This is a genomic window from Rhodoplanes sp. (assembly GCF_013377085.1).
Lineage (GTDB): Bacteria > Pseudomonadota > Alphaproteobacteria > Rhizobiales > Xanthobacteraceae > Rhodoplanes.
The window spans coordinates 1-18941 of the sequence record NZ_JACAAX010000060.1 but is presented as its reverse complement, the minus strand read 5'-3'; the positions used below and the strand labels follow the sequence as shown (position 1 = coordinate 18941).

At 70.7% G+C, this 18941-nt stretch carries 17 protein-coding genes; 11 read left to right on the top strand and 6 right to left on the bottom strand.

The window, feature by feature from the left end; all coding sequences use genetic code 11:
* The first annotated feature begins 172 nt into the window (after nucleotides 1-172).
* The 3 genes from HXX10_RS27140 to trpS all read left to right on the top strand — a co-directional run bounded on the left by HXX10_RS27140 (nucleotide 173) and on the right by trpS (nucleotide 3762).
* Nucleotides 173-991, top strand: coding sequence for a sulfurtransferase/chromate resistance protein (locus tag HXX10_RS27140; protein ID WP_296526448.1), 819 nt, complete (start codon nucleotides 173-175; stop codon nucleotides 989-991).
* Nucleotides 988-2412 carry a chromate transporter gene (gene chrA, locus HXX10_RS27135; protein ID WP_296526447.1) on the top strand — a complete coding sequence of 475 codons (1425 nt, stop codon included), beginning with the start codon at nucleotides 988-990 and terminating at the stop codon, nucleotides 2410-2412. Before HXX10_RS27140 ends, chrA begins: the two co-directional genes overlap by 4 nt.
* 228 nt (nucleotides 2413-2640) lie before the next feature.
* Nucleotides 2641-3762: a tryptophan--tRNA ligase gene (trpS, locus tag HXX10_RS27130; protein WP_296526446.1), complete on the top strand. Its 1122-nt coding sequence runs from the start codon at nucleotides 2641-2643 to the stop codon at nucleotides 3760-3762.
* A gap of 70 nt (nucleotides 3763-3832) precedes the next feature.
* Here the strand turns inward: trpS and HXX10_RS27125 are convergent, their stop codons facing one another.
* Both HXX10_RS27125 and HXX10_RS27120 read right to left on the bottom strand, forming a co-directional pair.
* Nucleotides 3833-5533, bottom strand: coding sequence for a peptidase S10 (locus HXX10_RS27125; protein ID WP_296526445.1), 1701 nt, complete (start codon nucleotides 5531-5533; stop codon nucleotides 3833-3835).
* A gap of 163 nt (nucleotides 5534-5696) precedes the next feature.
* A complete protein-coding gene (locus HXX10_RS27120; protein ID WP_296526444.1) occupies nucleotides 5697-6248 on the bottom strand; it encodes a hypothetical protein in 552 nt (183 codons plus the stop codon).
* Between the two features lie 339 nt (nucleotides 6249-6587).
* Here HXX10_RS27120 and HXX10_RS27115 point away from each other — a divergent pair, with 339 nt between their 5' ends.
* Both HXX10_RS27115 and HXX10_RS27110 read left to right on the top strand, forming a co-directional pair.
* Entirely contained in the window at nucleotides 6588-6872 is a 285-nt protein-coding gene (locus HXX10_RS27115; protein WP_296526443.1) for a hypothetical protein, read from the top strand.
* Nucleotides 6869-7309: a type II toxin-antitoxin system VapC family toxin gene (locus tag HXX10_RS27110; RefSeq protein WP_296526442.1), complete on the top strand. Its 441-nt coding sequence runs from the start codon at nucleotides 6869-6871 to the stop codon at nucleotides 7307-7309. Before HXX10_RS27115 ends, HXX10_RS27110 begins: the two co-directional genes overlap by 4 nt.
* Nucleotides 7310-7344: 35 nt before the next feature.
* Here the strand turns inward: HXX10_RS27110 and HXX10_RS27105 are convergent, their stop codons facing one another.
* Nucleotides 7345-7797, bottom strand: coding sequence for a DNA polymerase III subunit chi (locus HXX10_RS27105; protein WP_296526441.1), 453 nt, complete (start codon nucleotides 7795-7797; stop codon nucleotides 7345-7347).
* 82 nt (nucleotides 7798-7879) lie between these two features.
* On the bottom strand, nucleotides 7880-9373 hold the full coding sequence (locus HXX10_RS27100; RefSeq protein ID WP_296526440.1) for a leucyl aminopeptidase: 1494 nt from the start codon (nucleotides 9371-9373) through the stop codon (nucleotides 7880-7882).
* 456 nt (nucleotides 9374-9829) lie between these two features.
* Between HXX10_RS27100 and lptG the strand changes: the two genes are divergently transcribed.
* The 6 genes from lptG to HXX10_RS27070 all read left to right on the top strand — a co-directional run bounded on the left by lptG (nucleotide 9830) and on the right by HXX10_RS27070 (nucleotide 17097).
* Nucleotides 9830-10924 (top strand): LPS export ABC transporter permease LptG, encoded by a 1095-nt coding sequence (gene lptG / locus HXX10_RS27095; RefSeq protein WP_296526439.1) that lies wholly within the window; start codon nucleotides 9830-9832, stop codon nucleotides 10922-10924.
* Entirely contained in the window at nucleotides 10924-13383 is a 2460-nt protein-coding gene (locus HXX10_RS27090) for an LPS-assembly protein LptD (RefSeq protein ID WP_296526438.1), read from the top strand. The genes lptG and HXX10_RS27090 overlap by 1 nt, the downstream gene beginning before the upstream one ends.
* Nucleotides 13384-13550: 167 nt before the next feature.
* Nucleotides 13551-14495, top strand: a complete 945-nt coding sequence (locus tag HXX10_RS27085) for a peptidylprolyl isomerase (RefSeq protein WP_296526437.1) — start codon at nucleotides 13551-13553, stop codon at nucleotides 14493-14495.
* Nucleotides 14492-15523, top strand: coding sequence for a 4-hydroxythreonine-4-phosphate dehydrogenase PdxA (gene pdxA, locus HXX10_RS27080; RefSeq protein WP_296526436.1), 1032 nt, complete (start codon nucleotides 14492-14494; stop codon nucleotides 15521-15523). Before HXX10_RS27085 ends, pdxA begins: the two co-directional genes overlap by 4 nt.
* Complete coding sequence (gene rsmA / locus HXX10_RS27075) at nucleotides 15520-16407, top strand: 16S rRNA (adenine(1518)-N(6)/adenine(1519)-N(6))-dimethyltransferase RsmA (protein ID WP_296526435.1); 888 nt, start codon at nucleotides 15520-15522, stop codon at nucleotides 16405-16407. The genes pdxA and rsmA overlap by 4 nt, the downstream gene beginning before the upstream one ends.
* A gap of 108 nt (nucleotides 16408-16515) precedes the next feature.
* Nucleotides 16516-17097, top strand: coding sequence for a hypothetical protein (locus HXX10_RS27070; protein ID WP_296526434.1), 582 nt, complete (start codon nucleotides 16516-16518; stop codon nucleotides 17095-17097).
* An 18-nt stretch (nucleotides 17098-17115) separates the two neighbouring features.
* Here the strand turns inward: HXX10_RS27070 and gmk are convergent, their stop codons facing one another.
* Nucleotides 17116-17790 carry a guanylate kinase gene (gmk, locus tag HXX10_RS27065; RefSeq protein ID WP_296526433.1) on the bottom strand — a complete coding sequence of 225 codons (675 nt, stop codon included), beginning with the start codon at nucleotides 17788-17790 and terminating at the stop codon, nucleotides 17116-17118.
* 4 nt (nucleotides 17791-17794) lie between these two features.
* Nucleotides 17795-18682 (bottom strand): YicC/YloC family endoribonuclease, encoded by an 888-nt coding sequence (locus HXX10_RS27060; RefSeq protein ID WP_296526432.1) that lies wholly within the window; start codon nucleotides 18680-18682, stop codon nucleotides 17795-17797.
* Between the last annotated feature and the right edge of the window lie 259 nt (nucleotides 18683-18941).

The following is an 18941-nucleotide window of genomic DNA, read 5'->3' as shown; positions in this document are numbered from 1 at the left end:
CGCGACGCGGCACCAGGGCGAACGACCGCGTCACCACAACCCGGCTTGCGGCACGATCGCCGTGGGGCTACGCTCGCCGCGAGGGGTTGTTCGCGATTACCCCTTCAGGCCAAGCCCGCTTTCCGGCGACAGCCCAAACATCGCGTCCATGTTCCCTTGGGGATGGACGCTCATGCTGTCGAACATCCAAACATCTCAGTCTTGCCTGTCGTCCCTGGTCGGCCTGCCGACCGCGCCGGCCATCGTCGACGTCCGCACGCCCGACGACTTCAACGCCGACCGTCGGTTGCTGCCGGCGGCGCTTCGCCGCGACGCTGCGACGGTCGAATCCTGGGCCGACCCGCTCGCCGGCCAAGACGTCGTCGTCGTGTGCCGGCACGGGCATGCGCTCAGCCAGGGCGTGGCGGCCTGGCTCCGCCATGCCGGGATCGCCGCGACGAGTCTCGATGGCGGCTTCGAGGCGTGGCGCAATGCGGGCGGCCTGCTGGTCGAGACCAAGGTGCTGCCGCCAGGCGGCACGAGCGGCCGCACCGTCTGGGTCACCCGGACACGGCCGAAGGTCGATCGCATCGCGTGCCCCTGGTTGATCCGCCGCTTCGTCGATCCCGGCGCCGTCTTCCTGTTCGTCGCGCCCGCCGAGGTCGCCGCCGTCGCCGAGCGGTTTGCGGCGACACCCTTCGACGTCGACGGCGTCTTCTGGAGCCATCGCGGCGAACGCTGCAGCTTCGACATCATGATCGAGGAGCTCGGGCTGCGGTCCGACGCGCTCGACCGGCTCGCCGGAATCGTGCGCGCCGCCGACACGGCGCGGCTCGACCTCGTTCCCCAGGCGGCCGGCTTCCTTGCCGTATCGCTCGGCCTGTCGCAGATGTACGACGACGATCACGAACAGCTCGAGGCCGGCATGCTGCTCTACGACGCGGTCTACCGCTGGTGCCGCGACGCCACCGGCGAGACACACAACTGGCCGGCGGGCCGGGCCCTGGCATGAGCCGGCCGACCGTGGCGACGTCCCGCGCATCCGGGGAGCCCGTGGCGGAGCCCGCTCCGCCACCGACGGTCCCGACCCTCGGCGCGGCCACGCGTGTGTGGGCCAGGATCGGGCTTCTGAGCTTCGGCGGACCGGCCGGCCAGATCGCGCTGATGCACAAGGAGCTGGTCGAGGAGCGCCGCTGGATCGGCGAGCGGCGCTTTCTGCACGCGCTCAACTACTGCATGCTGCTGCCCGGGCCGGAGGCGATGCAGCTCGCCACCTATGTCGGCTGGCTGATGCATCGCACCGCCGGCGGCCTCGTCGCCGGCCTCTTGTTCGTGCTGCCCGGCGCTGTGGTGATGCTGGGCCTCAGCATCCTCTATGCGCTCTATCGCCAGCTTCCGCTGATCGACGCGCTGTTCTTCGGCGTCAAGGCGGCCGTCCTCGCCGTCGTCGTCGAGGCGGTGCTGCGGATCGGGCGCCGCGCGCTCAAGAACCGCGCCATGGTGGCGATCGCGGTCGCCGCCTTCGTCGGCATCTATGTGCTGCAGGTGCCGTTCCCGCTGATCATCCTGGCGGCCGGCGTCGTCGGCTGGCTCGGCAACCGGCTGGCGCCGACGCTGTTCTCGGGCGGCGGCCACGGCGGCGGCGACGGCGCGCCAGAACACGAGGGCGTCATCGACGCCATGTATGCGCGCGGCGAGCTGACCCATGCCGAGCCGTCGCTGTGGCGCGCTGCAAAAGTGCTCGCCGTCTGGCTGCCGGTCTGGCTCGGACCCGTCTTGGCGCTGTGGCTCACGACCGGCTCGGCCAGCGTGTGGACCCGCGCCGGGGCGTTCTTCAGCCTCATGGCCGTGGTCACGTTCGGCGGCGCCTATGCGGTGCTGGCCTATGTGGCGCAGGCGGCCGTCGACACCTTCGGCTGGCTCGCGCCGGGCGAGATGGTGGACGGGCTCGGCCTCGCCGAGACGACGCCGGGCCCGCTCATCCTGGTGCTGCAGTTCGTCGGGTTCATCGCAACCCATCGCGCGGCCGGCAGCCTCGATCCGCTGCTCGCCGGATGCCTCGGGGCGCTGCTCACCACCTGGGTGACGTTCGCGCCGTGCTTCCTGTGGATCTTTCTCGGCGGCCCCTACATCGAGGCGCTGCGCGGCAACAAGGCGATCACGGCCGCCCTGACGGCCATCACGGCCGCCGTGGTCGGCGTCATCATGAACCTCGCCGTCTGGTTCGCCCTGCACGTCGTCTTTCGCCAGACCTGGACGCTCGACCTCGCCGGCGTCGGCCCGGAGCTGCCGGTGCTCGCCTCGATCGACTGGCAGGCCGCCGGCCTCGCCGTCGCGGCCATGGTGGCCATGCTGCGCTTCGGGGTGAAGATGCTGCCGACGCTCGCGGCCTGTGCGGCCGCGGGCCTGCTGATGCGCCTGCTGCCGGTCTGACCAACGGGTCGCATCCCGGATCCTCTTGCATCGCGGCGCCGGCGGGCGCAGAGAACGGACATGACGCGCATCCTCACCATCGCATTGTGGTGGCGCCCCGACTAAATCGGGGAGCCCTTTTTCGCGCGTTCGTTCCAGACACGATGCAGGGCCGCCCCGGACGGGAGCGGCCTTTTCCGTGTCTGTGGTCCCCCGTCCGATCTCCGGCCAAAACCCAGGAGACCGACCATGGACCAGATCACCACGCTGCCAGACGCCGCGACCGCGGCGGCCTCGCCTCCGATCGCCGAAGCGTCGTCGCCGGCCGCGCCGGCGCCCGACGAGATCGAGGCGACCGCGGTCTGCGCCGCCGACATCGTGCTCACCGGCGATCGCCCGACCGGCCCGCTGCATCTCGGCCACTATGTCGGCTCGCTCGCCAGCCGCGTCGCGACCCAGGACGTGGTGGCGCGCCAGTACGTGCTGCTCGCCGACATGCAGGCGCTGACCGACAATGCCGGCGAGCCAGCCAAGGTGGCCCGCAACGTGATCGAGGTCGCGCTCGATTATCTCGCCGTCGGCCTCGACCCGGCCAGGAGCACGTTCGTCCTGCAGTCGGGCGTGCCGGAGCTCTCGGAGCTGACGGCGCTCTATCTCAATCTCGTCACCGTCTCGCGCCTGGAGCGCAATCCGACCATCAAGGCGGAGATCGAGATGCGCGGCTATCAGCGCGACATGCCGGCGGGCTTCCTGTGCTACCCGGCCGCCCAGGCCGCCGACATCACGGCGTTCGACGCCACATTGGTGCCGGTCGGCGAGGACCAGCTCCCGATGATCGAGCTGTCGAACGAGGTGGTCGGCAAGATCAACCGGCTCGCCGGCCGTGCCGTGCTGACGCCGGCCCGGGCGTTGCTGTCGTCGACGCCGCGGCTGCCCGGCGTCGACGGCCGCAAGGCATCGAAAAGCCTCGGCAACGCGCTGTCGCTCGGCGCCGCACCGGCCGAGATCAGCGAGAAGGTCCGCGCCATGTTCACCGACCCGGGGCATCTGCGCGCGACCGACCCGGGCACCGTGGAGGGCAACGTCGTGTTCGCCTATCTGGACGCGTTCGATCCCGACCGCGCCGGCCTCGAGGCGCTGAAGGCGCACTATCGGCGCGGCGGTCTCGGCGACATGGCGGTGAAGCGCCGGCTCGACGGAATACTGCAGGAGCTTCTCGACCCGATCCGGCACCGGCGGGCCCGCTTCGCCCGCGACCCGGACGAGGTGATGCGCCTCGTGCGCGACGGCACCGAGCGCGCCCGCGCCGTCGCCGCCGCGACGCTGCGGCGGGTGCGCCAGGTGTTCGGGCTGGGGCGAAGGATCGCCTGAGGCCGGCGATCCGGCGGCCGGGCAGTCGCGCTCGGTCCGGGCGCCGGCCGTCGCCGGCGCCCGCCACGCGCTACTCCTTCGCGGCCCCCTGCAGGGCGGCGCGATAAAAGGCCTCGGCGTCGCGGCGCAGCGCCTTTCGCGAGTCGTCCTGGGCGTAGAACATGTGGCCGCCGCGATAAACCTTCAGGGCCGCGCGGTCGGCCGCGCCGTAGACCGGAAGCTGGTCGAGGATCAGCTTGTTGGCGAAATACGGCGTCACCAGATCGCTCGCCCCGTGCGCCACCAGGATGCGGGCGTCGCGGTCGCTGGCCAGGACTGTCCGCACCTCGTCGACCACCTGCGGCGCCGAGCGGCCCCGGCCCCAGCCCCACTGCCCGCTGACCTCGTCGTTCAACAGGCGGTAGAGCTGGTCGTGGCTCCAGCGCAGCCGTCCGCGATAGAGCTCGCTCATCGCCGCGACGATCGGCGCCTTGGTCGAATCGAGCACCGGGTCCGGGAAGTGCGTGCGGGCCGCCGACGGCTCCGGGTCGAAGGCCGTGACGGTCGCGTCATAGGCGCTGCCGACCAGGCCACGGGAGCGCCACAGCTCACGCTGGAACGTCGCGGTGTCGACCCGCCCGGCCAGCCGCTTCACCAGCGCCGGATCGAGCCCGGTGAGCGCCGCCACCCGCGCCGTCATGCGGTCGACCGCGGCGGTGTCGCGCTCGCCCCGCATCAGGTCGGCGAGATAATCGGTCGCGGCGTAGCGCTCGGCGGCGGCGAGCGCCTCGGCCGAGAACGCGTTCTTGCGCTCCAGCGCGGCCGCCGCCATCGACGGCAGTGCGGCGATCCAGGACTGCGGCTGATGGCGGCGCTGGCCGAGGCTGGCGAAGTCGAGCACCGGCGACACCAGGATCAGGCCGCGCACCCCGACGCCCTCGCGGGTCGCCAGCGTGCGCGCCAGCTTGGGCACCCGGAAGCCGCCATAGCTCTCGCCGACCAAAAGCTTCGGCGCGCCCTGGCGGCCGTGCTGGTCGATCCATTTGCGCACCACGACGGCGAGCGCCTCGGCGTCCCCGTCGACCGACCAGAGCTGGCGCCGCACCGGCTCGCCGCCGACCAGCCGGCTGTAGCCGGTGCCGGGCGGGTCGATGAAGACCAGGTCGGTGAAGTCGAGCCAGGTCTCGGCATTGGGCACCAGCACGGGCGGCGTCGAGGCGGTGGCGCCGTCGAGCGGCAGCCGCCACGGACCGATGGCGCCGATGTTGAGATAGGCCGAGGCGGCGCCGGGGCCGCCGTTGAACAGGAACGTCACCGGGCGCGCCGGGCCGGCAGCGCCGGCCTGGTTGCCGGATCCGGCATCGGGACCGACCGTGAAGGCGACATAGCCGACCTCGGCGCGCAGCGCCCCGCCCTCGCCGTCGAACAGGGGGATCGAGCCGGCCGTCGCCTTGAACCGCAGGGTCCGGCCGCCGGCCTCGACCGTGTGCTCGGTGGTCGAATCGGGCGGCAGCCGGCGGGCGTTGGCATTGGGGCTGGCCGCCGCATCGGCCGGCCGGGCCGGCCGCTCGCGGCCGGCGTCGGGGGCCGGCGGCGTCCCCTGCTGGACCCGAGCCCCGGGGGCCGGTGCCGGGCCGGCCGGCTCTTGCGCGACCTGCGCCTCCTGGGCGCGCGCGGCAGGCAGCCAGCCGACCGGCCCGATCCCGAGCCCGGCCGCGACGGCAAGACCGACGAGCAAACGGAGCGGGCGCGGGGCGCGCGAGGCGGACATGGCCGGGGGCGTCTGGGTCATGGTCGATCCGGGTTGATGCACGAACGCCGACACGTCGCCGGGCGGCGCGGTGCAGAGCGACATCGATCGGCGTCGGCATGCCGCGCGGCCGAGCACCGCCGCTGCGGCGTGCCGGACGACGACCAGTCTCGGCCGGCTGGCTGCCGGCCGCCTGCCGGCCGGATCAGGCCGGATTCGCGCGCTTGACCGGCGGCTTCTTCTTGGCGGGGCGCTCGGGCGGCGGCTCGCCGTTCCGCTCGATCGCGGTCAACCGGCCGCCGGTGAATCGGTAGATGCCGGACCGCTCGGCGCTCGCATAGGTCATCACCACACTGCGCTCGCCGCGCTCGTTGGCGCCGATCTGGGTCGACTGCGCCGGACCGATGATCTGGACGACCTCGCATTCGGTCATGTCGAGCCCGACGCCGCGCAGCGGCCGGTCGATCGAGCCGGGCTCGCCCGACGCCGCTACGGCGCCCGCGCAGGCGCCCTGGCCGTCGACCAGCTCGGCGGCGGAAACGGGCCGGTTGGTGTTGACGGCCGACTTGGCGAAATCCGCCGAGGAGGTCGGCACGAAGGCGTTCGTCGAGGGCAGAAGCTTCACGTCGGCGGGATCGGGCAGGCTGGAGCAGCCGGCGACCGCCAGCGCCACCACGGCGGCGAGCCCGGCCAGAACCGAGCACCGGAACGGCGAGCGGCTGATCGGCGAGCGGCGGGTGGGCAAACGATCCGTCATCGAGCGAGACACCGGTTGAAGACGTGCGTGACGCATATGGGGCCCCTTCCCCGACGACGGCCCCTCGCGGATCGGCCGCGGCGACGCCGCCGGCCCGGATGCCGGAAGGGCCCTGCAGCCGCACGCGCGGCCACCGTCGTATTTCGACTGGAAACAGACTGCGCTTCAAGCGGCTTTTTGCGTCGGCATGATGGCGGGCCGGCAGCACCGCCGGCCGGGGGATCGGCCATGGTGGCGAGCGCCTGCATCGACGAAGGGCCGGAGCCCAAGGGACGACCTTGAAGGGCTCGTTCTATCCGGATATATTCCGGATATATGACACCGGTCCGAGGTGCCCGCATGTCGTCGGCTCAGAACAAGTCCCTGACGGCCTATCGGCGGCGGCAGACCCGCAAGGGGATCGTCCGCGTCGAGCTCCAGGTCCGCAAGGAGGATGCGACGCTGCTGCGCAAGGTCGCCAGGGCACTCGCCGATCCGAGCCGCGCGACCGAGACCCGCGCGCTGTTGCACCAGCGGTTCGGAGCGCCGGATGGCGAGGCCCTCAAGGCCTTGCTTGCCGCGGCTCCGCTCGACGGCCTGGACCTCTCCCGCGAGCGCGACCTCGGTCGCGACATCGCCCTGTGAAATACCTGCTCGACACCAACGTGATCTCGGAGCTCCGAATGCGCGAGCGTTGCGACCCATACGTCGCCGCTTGGTTCGCCTCGGTCGACGGCACCGCGCTCCATCTCAGCGTGCTGGTCCTGGGGGAAATCCGGAAAGGGGTCGAGCGGCTCCGTCGGACCGACCCGGACCGGGCCGTCTTGATCGACGGTTGGCTCGAGGCCGTGGATGAAAGCTTCGCCGGCCGCATAGTCGGAATCGATCGCGTCGTCGCCGACGAGTGGGGGCGGATCAGCGCCCGCCGCCCCGTCCCAGTGGTCGACGCCCTGCTGGCGGCGACCGCCAAGGTGCACGGAATGACGCTGGTGACCCGCAACACCGCCGACGTCGTCGATCTCGGCGCCACCCTGCTGGATCCGTTCGCTGCGCCGGCCGCCGACCGCCCTTCGGCCGGTTGATCGACGCAGCCCGCGGCGGCACCGTCGCGTCGCCCTCAGCCGCGCTTCTGCCACCGACCGTTTTCGTGGCACTGCCAATAGCTTACGTCGAATCCTTCGGCTTTTTTCTCACGCCAGGTGACGCGCGCCTCGGCGAGCGCCTCCTCGTCCTCGCCGTCGAACATCACGACGATGCGCTGATAGGCGGCGGCGTCGGGCGGCAGCGGCGCGCGCTCGACCAGGACCCGGACCGCCGCGCCGTTGGGGTTGTGGGCCTGCACGGTCAGCACGATCGGATGCTCGGCCGCAAGGCCGTCGCGGTCGGTGCCGTGCGGCAGGAAGCCGTCGTCCCGGTAGGTCCACAGATGGGCGTCGAGGGCGTCGACGCGCTCGTCCGAGGAGGCCTGCACGACCACCCGCCAGCCGCGCTCCAGCGACTTCTCCAGGATGGTCGGCAGCACGCTTTCAACGGGCCGCCGCTGCAGATGGTAGAATAGAAGCTCGGTCATGCACTTGTCTCGACCGCTCGACGCCCGCGGCAACCGGGGCCGGCCTCACCGTGGACGAGGCCCGGTTGCCGCCGAGCTGTTTTCACGGCTCGCAAAAATCCGCCACGAAGCGGTCGAGCAGCCGCACGCCCCAGCCGGAGCTCCAGCTCTTGTTGATGTCGGTCTGCGGCGAGCCGAGCGCCGTGCCGGCGATGTCGAGATGCGCCCACGGCGTCTTGCCGACATAGCGCTGCAGGAACTGCGCCGCCGTGACGGCGCCGCCGTGCCGGCCGCCGGTGTTCTTCATGTCGGCGAACCTCGAATCGATCAGCTTGTCGTACTCCGGCGCGAGCGGCATGCGCCACACCCGCTCGGCCGTCGCCTGCCCGGCTTTCGTGAGGTTTTCCGAGAGCTTGTCGTCGTTGCTGAACAAGCCCGCATGCTCCTGGCCGAGCGCCACCATGATGGCGCCCGTCAACGTCGCGAGGTCGATCATGGCCTGCGGCTTGTACTTGGTGACGACGTGGTGGAGCACGTCGGCGAGCACCAGCCGGCCCTCGGCGTCGGTGTTGATGATCTCCACGGTCTGGCCCGACATCGTCTTGACGATGTCGCCCGGCCGCTGCGCCTTGCCGTCCGGCATGTTCTCGACCAGGCCGATCGCCCCGATGGCGTTGACCTTGGCCTTGCGGGCGGCGAGCGCATGCATCAGCCCGACCACGCAGGCGGCGCCCGCCATGTCGCCCTTCATGTCCTCCATGCCCTGGGCCGGCTTGATCGAGATGCCGCCGGTGTCGAAGCACACGCCCTTGCCGACGAAGGCAATCGGCTTGTCGGACGGACGGCCGCCGTTCCACCGCATGACCACCACCCGGCTGTCATGGCCGGAGCCCTGCCCGACCGCCAGCAGCGCGTTCATGCCGAGCCGCTTCAAGGCCCGCATGTCGAGCACCTCGACGCTGACCCGGAGCTTGCGCAGCTCCGCGGCGCGCTGGGCAAAAGCGTCCGGAAACAACACGTTGGGCGGCTCGTTGACGAGGTCGCGGGCGAGCACCACGCCGTCGGCGACGGCCTCGCGCGCAGCCCCGATCCGGCGCGCCGCGGCCGGGTCCTTGACGGCGACCGTCAGGGAGACCGGGTGCGGGGCCTCCTCGTCGTCCTTGCGCTTGGTCTTGTAGCGGTCGAACGTGTAGGCGCGCAGCCGCGCCCCGAGCGCGAGGTCGGCCGCGAGCTCGGCATCCATGGCCCCGGTCGGCAGCTCGGCCACGACGGTGATCTCGGTGGCCGCGCCGGCCTTGCCCATGGCGGCGCCGCCGAGCTTCACCGGGTCGTTGGGCGTCCAGTCCTTCGGCTTGCCGAGCCCGACCACCACCAGCCGGTCGACCTTCAGGTCGGGCGGCGCCACGATGTCGATGGCGGCGCCGAGCTTGCCCTTGAAGCGGTAGGCGGCCGCCGCGCGGCTCACCAAGGCCGCCGTCTTGCCGAGAATCGCCCTGGTCGCCGGACCCAGTCGCAGCCCGTCGTCGCAAAACACGACCAGCACTCCCTTGGTCGGCGGCGCGAACGTCCCGAACCTGATCCGAAATCCATCAGCCATTCCAGCTATCCTCTTGATCCAACGGCCCCGATTCTGTGGCCGGCGGGCCACGGTGCCAGCAATTCCCCCGCCGCGGTAGTGACCCGTGGCCGAAAGCTTGGCATAGCATTCAGGGGCATCCTGGTCATACTCGGTTAACCGTGCCGAGCGGCTGCCCCGGGTGCCCGGTGGAGGACGGCCTTTTTGTGGACAGATCGGCCCGGCAATGTCGTGTATCCTGGGAGCCTGCAGTCCACCGCGCAGGAGCCGATCCGGTTGCGGTGGGGCGTGAGTGAGTCGGCTCGGGGGAGCCGGGGACGTGGGGGAATGGTGACCTTGACCGGCCGTGCCGGATCCGGACCGTACGGACGCCCCCTCGGGGCGTCGGCGGCCGGCTGCCTTCTCCTGTCCCAGTTTCGGACAACCACGGCGCGGCGGGCCGGTGTGCCCGCTCGGCCGACGATGAGAGCCTGACGGATGGTGGCGGGTCGACTCTCGCGCTATTTCGGCCGGCGCTTCCTGAGCGCCTCTCTCATCGTGTTCGTCGGTGTGTTCGGGCTCGTCCTGCTGGTCGACTACCTCGAGCTGATGCGACGCAGCGCCGGCGAGCCCAACGCCTCGGCCATGCTGGCCGCCGGCATCTCGGTGACCCGGGTGCCGCAGATCATGGAACGCATCATGCCGTTCGCCGTGCTGGTGGGCGCCATGATGTGCTACCTCAACCTGTCGCGCCGGCTCGAGCTGGTGGTGGCGCGCTCGGCCGGCATGTCGGCCTGGCAGTTCGTCGCGCCGGCCGTGCTGGCGGCGCTCGCGGTCGGCGCGGTCGCCACCGCGGTCTACAACCCGGTCGCCGCGATGCTGCAGGAGCAGTCGAAGCGCCTGGAGGACCGGGCCTTCAACAACGCTCAGCAGTCCGGCCTGCAGTCGACCGGCACGGGCTTCTGGGTGCGGCAGAAGAGCGTCGAGGGGCAGTCGATCATCAACGCCGTCTCCAGCGCCGACCAGGGCGTCCGGCTGGGCGGCGTCACGGTGTTCGTCTACGACCCCGCCGGCCGCTTCGTCGAGCGGACGGAGGCCAAGACGGCGATCCTCCAGGAGGGGCACTGGCAGCTCGTCGACGTGCGCCGCTATCCGATCGATGCGCCGCCCGAGCAGCTCGACACCTTTGCGGTGAAGACCAACCTCACCCTCGCCCAGGTGCGCGAGACCTTCGCGACGCCGGAGACGGTGTCGTTCTGGGACCTGCCCTTCTTCATCGAGATGGCCGACCATGCCGGGCTCGCCGCGGCGGGCTACCGGCTGCAATACCAGAAGCTCTTGTCGCGGCCGGCGTTGCTCGCCGCCATGGTGCTGGTCGCCGCCGCCTTCAGCCTGCGCTTCTTCCGCTTCGGCGGCGTCCAGAAGATGGTGCTGAGCGGGATCGTCGCCGGCTTCCTTCTGTACGTGCTGTCCAAGGTCACCGAGGACCTGAGCAAAGCCGAGCTGATGCATCCGGCGGCGGCCGCTTGGCTGCCCGTGATCCTCGGCGTCCTCACCGGCCTCGTGCCGCTCCTCTATCTGGAGGACGGGTGATGGCGGCCGCGCGCCCGACCCCGCGTCTCCCGATCCGGCAGCGGCTGATCGCCGCCACGGCGGTGCTCGTCCTGCTGGCCGGCACGGCCGCGCTCGGCATCGGCCCGGCCGCCGCCCAGACGCTGGACTTCAACACCCAGGTCCGCCCGACGCAGCCCAAGACGGCCCCGGTCGGCGACCCGCAGATGCTCGTCCAGGCGGGCGAGATCCAATACGACTACACCAATGAGCGGGTGATCGCGGTCGGCGCCGTCCAGATCTACTACAAGGGCTCGACCATCGAGGCCGACAAGGTCGTCTACGACCAGAAGAACAAGCACCTGCAGGCCGAAGGCAATGTCCGGCTGACCGAGCCGGACGGCAAGATCACCTATGGCTCGCTGATCGACCTCACCGACGACTACCGCGACGGCTTCATCGACTCGCTCCGGCTGGAGACGCCCGACCAGACCCGCTTCGCCGCAGCGCGCGGAAAGCGCAGCGAGGGCAACTACACGGTCTTCGAGAGCGGCGTCTACACGGCCTGCGAGGCGTGCAAGGAAAATCCCAAGAAGCCGCCGCTGTGGCAGGTGAAGGCCGCCCGGATCATCCACGACCAGACCGAGAAGATGATCTATTTCGAGGACGCCAAGGTCGAGTTCTTCGGCGTGCCGCTCGCCTACATGCCCTACTTCTCGGCGCCGGATCCGACCGTGAAGCGCAAGAGCGGCTTCCTGATGCCGGTGACGACGACGAGCTCGGCCTACGGCTTCGGCGTCGACACGCCCTACTACTTCGCGCTCGACCCCAGCTACGACGTGACGCTCACGCCGCGGGTGATGACCAAGCAGGGCGTGCTGATGCAGGGCGAGTGGCGCCAGCGGCTGGAGGACGGCTACTACACGGTGAGAGGCGCCGGCATCTTCCAGGCCGACAAGGATTATTTCATCCGCGGCGACGGCACCACGACGGCCGGCTTCCGCGACTTCCGCGGCAGCATCGAGACGACCGGCCGGTTCAACCTGTCGCCGCGCTGGACGTGGGGCTTCGACGGCATCCTGGTGACCGACGAGGCCTTCTTCCAGGACTATCACGTCAAGTCGCTGCAGAGCCGGATGTCGACCGAGTACTTCAGCAACCTCACCGAGGGCGTGTCGCAGCTGTTCCTGACCGGCCGCGGCGACCGCAGCTATTTCGACATTCGGGCGATCCACTTCTACGGCTTCTCCGAGTCCGACGTGCAGAAGACCCTGCCGATCATCCACCCGGTGCTCGACTATTCCGGCGTCTTCGGCCAGTCCTTCCTGGGCGGGGAACTCGGCTGGAAGGCCAACGTCACCAGCCTGACCCGCCAGGCCGCGAGCTTCGACGCGATCAGCCAGACCGCCTTCAACAGCGGCCTGTGCACCTCGGCGTCCGCCGACCCGGCCGTGAAGAACTCGTCGAACTGCCTGCTGCGCGGCGTTCCCGGCACCTACAACCGCGCCTCCGCGGAGCTCAACTGGCGGGCCCGCTACGTCGATTCCTACGGCCAGGTGTTCACGCCCTTCGCCTCGGTACGGACCGACGCCGCCCAGCTCCAGGTCAATTCCGATCCGGGCGTGTCGAACTTCATCGAAACGGGCGACAGCTCGATGGTGCGGGCGATGCCGACCGTCGGCCTGGAATACCGCTTCCCGTTCATCGCCGTGCAGAGCTGGGGCACCCAGACGCTGGAGCCGATCGCGCAGATCATCGCGCGGCCGAACGAGACCAGCATCGGCAGGCTGCCGAACGAGGACGCCCAGAGCCTGGTGTTCGACGATTCCAACCTGTTCCGGGTCGACAAGTTCTCCGGCTGGGACCGCGTCGAAGGCGGCGGGCGCGCCAATTACGGCCTGCAATACACCGCCCAGGTGAACGGAGCCGGCGCCGTCAACGTGCTGTTCGGACAGTCCTATCACCTGTTCGGCGTCAACTCCTTCACGGTCGGCGACACCACCAATACGGGCCTCGACAGCGGCCTCGACAAGCGCGCCTCCGACTATGTGGCGCGGTTCGCCTACACGCCGAACCGCATCTTCAGCCTGATCTCGCGCTACCGCTTCGACGAGCAGGACTTCACCCTGCAGCGCCTCGAGGTCGAGGGCCGGGCCAGCTTCGATCGCTGGAACGTGTCGATGATGTACGGCAACTACGCGGCGCAGCCGGAGCTCGGCTTCCTGGAGCGGCGCGAGGGCGTGCTCGGCAGCGGCTCGGTCAAGCTCGACGCCAACTGGGTCATCAACGGCGCCGCCCGCTACGACATCCAGAACAACAAGTTCAGCCAGACCCGCATCGGCTTCGGCTACATGGACGACTGCTTCCTGATCGGCCTGAACTACATCACCGACTACACCTACAGCAACAATGTCTCGACCAACCACACGGTGATGCTGCAGGTCGGACTGCGCACCATCGGCGGCGTGTCGGCCGGCTACACGTCGAGCTCCAGCCAGTAGCGGCGCGCCGCCGCCGGCGCGTCAATAATTTCGCCCATATCGGCTCTTATGGCTCGGGGTCCGACGGTCCTGACGTGCCCGTGCGGCGGTCGCCTCTGTGCGCCCTGCCCGGTCTTGCGGCAGAGCCGGATCCCTGTCGAGACGAGTGACATCAGACGAGCGTTGCCATGGTTCGCACGCGACTGCTTCCGGCGCTGGGCTGCCTCGCCTTCGCGCTGACGTTTTTCCTGGCCGACGGCGCGGCGCGACCCGCGGCGGCGCAGAACGTCATCTTGATGGTGAACGGCGATCCGATCACCTCCTTCGACATCGACCAGCGGCAAAAATTCACCCTGCTGGTGACCCACAAGTCGCCGAGCCGGCAGGAGGTGATCGACGAGCTGATCGACGAGCGCCTCAAGATCCAGGTCGGGCGGCGCTACAAGCTCGACATCGGCGACTCCGACGTCGACAATTCCTATTCCGAGATGGCCAAGCGCATGCGGCTGACGGCCGAGCAGCTCACCGCCACGCTGGCGCATGCGGGGATCGAGCCCGGCACCCTGAAGTCGCGCCTGCGCGCGGATCTCTCCTGGCAGCAGATCGTACGCGGCAAGTTCCAATCGAGCTTCCAGTTCCGCGACAAGGACATCCTGGCGGCGGCCGAATCCAAGCGCAAGGACGACCAGCCGATCTCCGAGAAGATCGAGGCGACCGAATACGTCCTGCGGCCGATCCTGTTCGTCGTCTCCAAGGGCAGCGGCGAGGCGGTCGAGGCCCGCAAGCGCGAGGCCGAGGCCCTGCGGGCGCGCTTCCAGGACTGCGACCACGGCCTCGCTTTCGCCCGCCAGCTCCGCGACGTCGCCGTACGCGACCAGATCGTCAAGACCTCGAGCGACCTCCCGCCCGCGCTGCGCGACATCCTCGAGAAGACCGGGGTCGGACGGCTGACCAACCCGGAGACCACCCCGAACGGCGTCGAGATGTTCGCGCTGTGCACCAAGCGCGACGTCAAGGTCGACGCGCCGGCCCTCAAGGAGGCGCGCCAGGAGATGTTCGCCGAGAAGTTCCAGGCCCATTCCAAGAAGTTTCTGCAGGAGTTGCGCCGCGGCGCCATGATCGAGCGGAAATGAGCGCGACCTCGTCTGCGCCCCTCGCTCTGACGATCGGCGAGCCGGCCGGCATCGGCCCCGACATCGCCCTGCTGGCCTGGCTGCGGCGCGAGACGGCAGCGCTGCCGCCGTTCTTCCTGCTCGCCGATCCCGCCTTCATGGCAGCGCGGGCGCGCCGGCTCGGCCTCGACGTGCCGATGGCGGTCGTCACGCCCGGCGAGACCCGACAGGCGTTTGCCCGCGCGCTGCCGATCGTCGATCTCGGCCGCGTCGTCACGGCGGAGCCGGCCGCGCCAAACGCCTCGAGCGCACCGGCCGCGATCGCCGCGATCGACTGCGCCGTCGCCGCCGTGGTGACGGGCGAGGCCGCTGCGGTCGTCACCAATCCGATCGCCAAGCACGTGCTCTACGCGGCCGGCTTCCGGCAGCCCGGCCACACGGAGTATCTGGCCGAGCTCGCGGGCCGCTTCTTCGGCGCGGCGCCGCGGCCCGTGATGATGCTGTGGTCGCGAGAGCTCGCCGTGGTGCCGGTGACCATCCACGTGCCGCTGTCGACGGTGCCGGGCCTGCTCACCCGCGACCTCGTGATCGACACCGCCCGCATCGTCGCCCGCGATCTCGCGGAGCGCTTCGGCCTGGCGCAGCCGCGCCTGGCGATCGCCGGTCTCAACCCGCATGCGGGCGAAGGCGGCGCGCTCGGCCGCGAGGACCAGGACGTGATCGCGCCGGCCGTCGCCGCCCTCGTCGCCGACGGCATCGCGGCGCGCGGGCCGCTGCCGGCCGACACCCTCTTCCACGAGGCGGCGCGAAAGACCTATGACGCGGCGCTGTGCATGTATCACGACCAGGCGCTGATCCCGATCAAGACGCTGGCCTTCCACGACGCCGTCAACGTGACGCTCGGCCTGCCCTTCGTGCGCACCTCGCCCGACCACGGCACCGCCTTCGACATCGCCGGAACCGGCCGGGCCGATCCGTCGAGCCTGATGGCGGCGCTCGGCCTGGCGGCGCGGCTCGTCGCCCGCGCGCCTGCGGCGCCCGCCGCATGAGCGGGCTCGGCACCCTGCCGCCGCTGCGCGACGTCATCCGCCGCCACGACCTGTCCGCCAAGAAGTCGCTCGGCCAGAACTTCCTCCTCGACCTCAACCTGACCGGCAAGATCGCCCGCGCGGCCGGCCCGCTCGCCGGCGTCACCGTGGTCGAGGTCGGGCCCGGCCCGGGCGGGCTGACCCGCGCGCTGCTCGCCGAGGGCGCCCGCCGGGTGGTGGCGATCGAGCGCGATCCGCGCGCCGTCGCGGCGCTCGCCGAGATCGCCGAATGCTGCCCCGGCCGCCTCGAAGTCATCGAGGGCGACGCCCTGGCGCTCGACCCCTCGCCCCATCTCGGCCGCACCGGCCCGGTCCGCATCGTCGCCAACCTGCCCTACAACATCGCGACGGCGCTGCTGGTCGGCTGGCTGTCGCACGAGCCCTGGCCGCCCTGGTTCGACCGGCTGGTGCTGATGTTCCAGCGCGAGGTCGCCGAGCGCATCGTCGCCCCGCCCGGCGGCAAGAGCTACGGCCGGCTCTCCGTGCTGGCGCAATGGCGCTGCGAGCCGAAGATCCTGTTCGACATCCCGGCCTCGGCCTTCACGCCGCCCCCCAAGGTGACGTCCTCGCTGGTGCGGCTGGAGCCGCGCCCGGCGCCGCTGCCGTGCCGGCTCTGCGACCTCGAACGGGTGACGGCCGCGGCCTTCGGCCAGCGCCGCAAGATGCTGCGGCAGAGCCTGAAGTCCCTGCTGCCCGACCCGCTGCCGCTGCTCGCCGCCGTCGGCATCGAGCCGACCGACCGGGCCGAGACCATCCCGGTCGACGGTTTCGTCGCGCTCGCCCGGGCGTTTGCCGCGATGGCGCCGGAGGCGGCGGCTCCGGACACCGTCGCAAGCCCGCCTTAACCACGGCCCGACCTTCCCGCCCCGACCGGCCCCGCTGGGCAGCGCCGCATGAACCCGGACTTAAGCGGGCGCGCACTACCGTGGTGTGCCCAATGTCGGGAGCCCGACATGCCCGGAAAGTCCCTGCTGATCGCCGCCACGCTCGTCGGTGGCGTGACCTTCTACCTGGTCGGCCTTTCGACCGGGGCCGTCACCCTGGTGGGCTTCGAGCAGCGCCGCAGCGAAGGCCGCGGCATCGTCAGCGACAACAGCGGCTTACAGACCGACTTCCGCTTCTTCCCGGTATGGCTTCCGACGGGCGGCGCCGTGCGGGCCGACTACGAGGTCGACGCCGAGCTCGGCTCGGTGGCGGTCAGCGTGTCGCCGCCGCTGCTGCTCAAGACCTCGCTGCAGACGGCCACGGCCTATGTGGCGGGGCGGCGCTCGGGCAGCATCGTGTTCGTCGCCCGCGAGGCCGGCTGGTACCGATTCTGGTCAGATGCCACGCCAATCTTCGGACGTCGCTGCCACGCGCCCGGTGCTTCGATGGTCGACATCATCACGGGCAGCGACGGCTGCTCGTCCTACAAGGCGCGCTACAAGGTCGCCTGGCATCTCGCCGGTCGGGCCGAACCGGCAGCCGCCGGCCACGTGACGATTCCGATCCCGGCGCCAAACGAAAAGCTGGCGACGGTGCGAATCGGCGAATGACGCCGGCGCCGTGCGCGCTCAGACCGTGATGGCCTTCAGGCCGTCCAGCAGGGTGCCGACGAAACCTTCGAGATCGGCGCGGTTGACCCGCTTCAGCCGCTCGGTGGTCAGGATCGAGCGCAGCCGGGTGAAGCTCTTGTCGAGATCGCGGTTGACAAGCACGTAGTCGTATTCGGGCCAGTGGGCGATCTCCTCGGCGGCGTTCTTCAGCCGGCTGGCGATGATCTCCTCGGAATCCTCGGCGCGCCGCTCCAGCCGCGCCTTCAGCTCGGCCGCCGAGGGCGGCAGCACGAACACGCTGACCACGTCGGCGCGCATGCGCTCGTAGAGCTGCAGCGCGCCCTGCCAGTCGATGTCGAACAGCACGTCGCGGCCGGCCGCGAGCGCGCGCTCCACCGGCTCGCGCGGCGTGCCGTAGCAGTTGCCGTGCACCTCGGCCCATTCGAGAAGCTGATCGGACGAGCGCATGATCTCGAACTGGCGCTTCGAGATGAAATGATAGTGGACGCCGTCGATCTCGCTCGGCCGCCGCACCCGCGTCGTCACCGAGACCGACAGCGTGATGTGCTCCTCGGTCTCGATCAGGTTGCGGGTCAGCGTCGTCTTGCCGGCGCCCGATGGCGACGACACGACCAGCATGATGCCGCGCCGGGCGATCGCCCTGTCCTCGTTGCCCACACCCTGCGCCGCCATCGCCTTACTCCAGATTCTGCACCTGCTCGCGGAACTGCTCGACCACGCTCTTGAGCTCGAGGCCGACATTGGTGAGCTCCAGGTCGTTCGACTTGGAGCACACCGTGTTGGCCTCGCGATTGAGCTCCTGCGACAGGAAATCGAGCCGTCGGCCGACACCGCCGCCCTTGGCGATCATGCTCTTGGCCTGCGCCACATGGGCCGTCAGCCGGTCGAGCTCCTCGCGCACGTCGGCCTTGGAGGCGATCAGGATCGCCTCCTGGTGCAGCCGGTCGGCGTCGAAGCGCTCGCTGGTCTCCAGCAGCGCCGCGACCTGCTCGGTGAGCCGCTGGCGGATCGCCTCCGCCTTGCGGCCCGGCGCCGCCTCGGCGCGGGCGACCAGCGCGGCGATCTCGTCGAGACGCTGGCCGAGCAGCCGGCCGAGCGCGTCGCCCTCGTGGCGCCGCATGGCGACGAGCCCGTCGAGCGCCGTACCGAAGCCGGCGACCAGCGCGGCCTCGGCGGCACGCCGGTCGTCCTCGCTCTCGTCGGCCTCGGCCACCTCGATGACGCCCTTGAGGGCGAGGATGCCGTCGAGCCGCGGCGGCTCGGCCTCGAGCCGGCCACGGAGCCCCTTCAGGGTTTCGATCACGGCGGCCAGCACCGCTTCGTTGACCCGCACCACCGGCTGGGCGCCGGGACGGTCGAGCGTGAGATTGCCGTAGACGGTACCGCGGGTGAGCGCCTCGGCGGCGCGGGCCCGCACCGGCGGCTCGACCGCGTCCCATCCGGGCGGCAGCCGCAGCCGGACGTCGAGCCCCTTGGCGTTGACGGACTTGATCTCCCACACGAAGGAATAGGGCCCGCTGGTGCCGTGGCTGCGGGCAAAACCGGTCATGCTGGACAGGGCCATGCAGGTCCTCCCGTGCGGATGAAACGGCCGGGCGGCGCGGCCGGGCGGCGCCCGCCCTGCCCCGGCGTCACGCCGGCATAGAAGACCGGGCGAGTCCCGACAAGCGGTCCGGGCGCCGGGCTGCCGTCCGGTGCCGGTAGGGTTTCCCAAACGGAAAGCCGAACGACGGTCCGGCGCCGGCTGCAGGATCAGCGTGCGGGCTGCGGCCGGGGCGCCGGGCGCGGCGCCGGCCGGGTCGCCGGCGGCTGCGGGGGCGTCG

What these genes read in the sequence shown, in the direction of transcription:
- HXX10_RS27140 (WP_296526448.1), top strand. Translation starts at nt 173, where the DNA reads ATGCTGTCGAACATCCAAACATCTCAGTCTTGCCTGTCGTCCCTGGTC.
- chrA (WP_296526447.1), top strand. Translation starts at nt 988, where the DNA reads ATGAGCCGGCCGACCGTGGCGACGTCCCGCGCATCCGGGGAGCCCGTG.
- trpS (WP_296526446.1), top strand. Translation starts at nt 2,641, where the DNA reads ATGGACCAGATCACCACGCTGCCAGACGCCGCGACCGCGGCGGCCTCG.
- HXX10_RS27125 (WP_296526445.1), bottom strand. Translation starts at nt 5,533, where the DNA reads ATGACCCAGACGCCCCCGGCCATGTCCGCCTCGCGCGCCCCGCGCCCG.
- HXX10_RS27120 (WP_296526444.1), bottom strand. Translation starts at nt 6,248, where the DNA reads ATGACGGATCGTTTGCCCACCCGCCGCTCGCCGATCAGCCGCTCGCCG.
- HXX10_RS27115 (WP_296526443.1), top strand. Translation starts at nt 6,588, where the DNA reads ATGTCGTCGGCTCAGAACAAGTCCCTGACGGCCTATCGGCGGCGGCAG.
- HXX10_RS27105 (WP_296526441.1), bottom strand. Translation starts at nt 7,797, where the DNA reads ATGACCGAGCTTCTATTCTACCATCTGCAGCGGCGGCCCGTTGAAAGC.
- HXX10_RS27100 (WP_296526440.1), bottom strand. Translation starts at nt 9,373, where the DNA reads ATGGCTGATGGATTTCGGATCAGGTTCGGGACGTTCGCGCCGCCGACC.
- lptG (WP_296526439.1), top strand. Translation starts at nt 9,830, where the DNA reads ATGGTGGCGGGTCGACTCTCGCGCTATTTCGGCCGGCGCTTCCTGAGC.
- HXX10_RS27090 (WP_296526438.1), top strand. Translation starts at nt 10,924, where the DNA reads ATGGCGGCCGCGCGCCCGACCCCGCGTCTCCCGATCCGGCAGCGGCTG.
- HXX10_RS27085 (WP_296526437.1), top strand. Translation starts at nt 13,551, where the DNA reads ATGGTTCGCACGCGACTGCTTCCGGCGCTGGGCTGCCTCGCCTTCGCG.
- pdxA (WP_296526436.1), top strand. Translation starts at nt 14,492, where the DNA reads ATGAGCGCGACCTCGTCTGCGCCCCTCGCTCTGACGATCGGCGAGCCG.
- rsmA (WP_296526435.1), top strand. Translation starts at nt 15,520, where the DNA reads ATGAGCGGGCTCGGCACCCTGCCGCCGCTGCGCGACGTCATCCGCCGC.
- HXX10_RS27070 (WP_296526434.1), top strand. Translation starts at nt 16,516, where the DNA reads ATGCCCGGAAAGTCCCTGCTGATCGCCGCCACGCTCGTCGGTGGCGTG.
- gmk (WP_296526433.1), bottom strand. Translation starts at nt 17,790, where the DNA reads ATGGCGGCGCAGGGTGTGGGCAACGAGGACAGGGCGATCGCCCGGCGC.
- HXX10_RS27060 (WP_296526432.1), bottom strand. Translation starts at nt 18,682, where the DNA reads ATGGCCCTGTCCAGCATGACCGGTTTTGCCCGCAGCCACGGCACCAGC.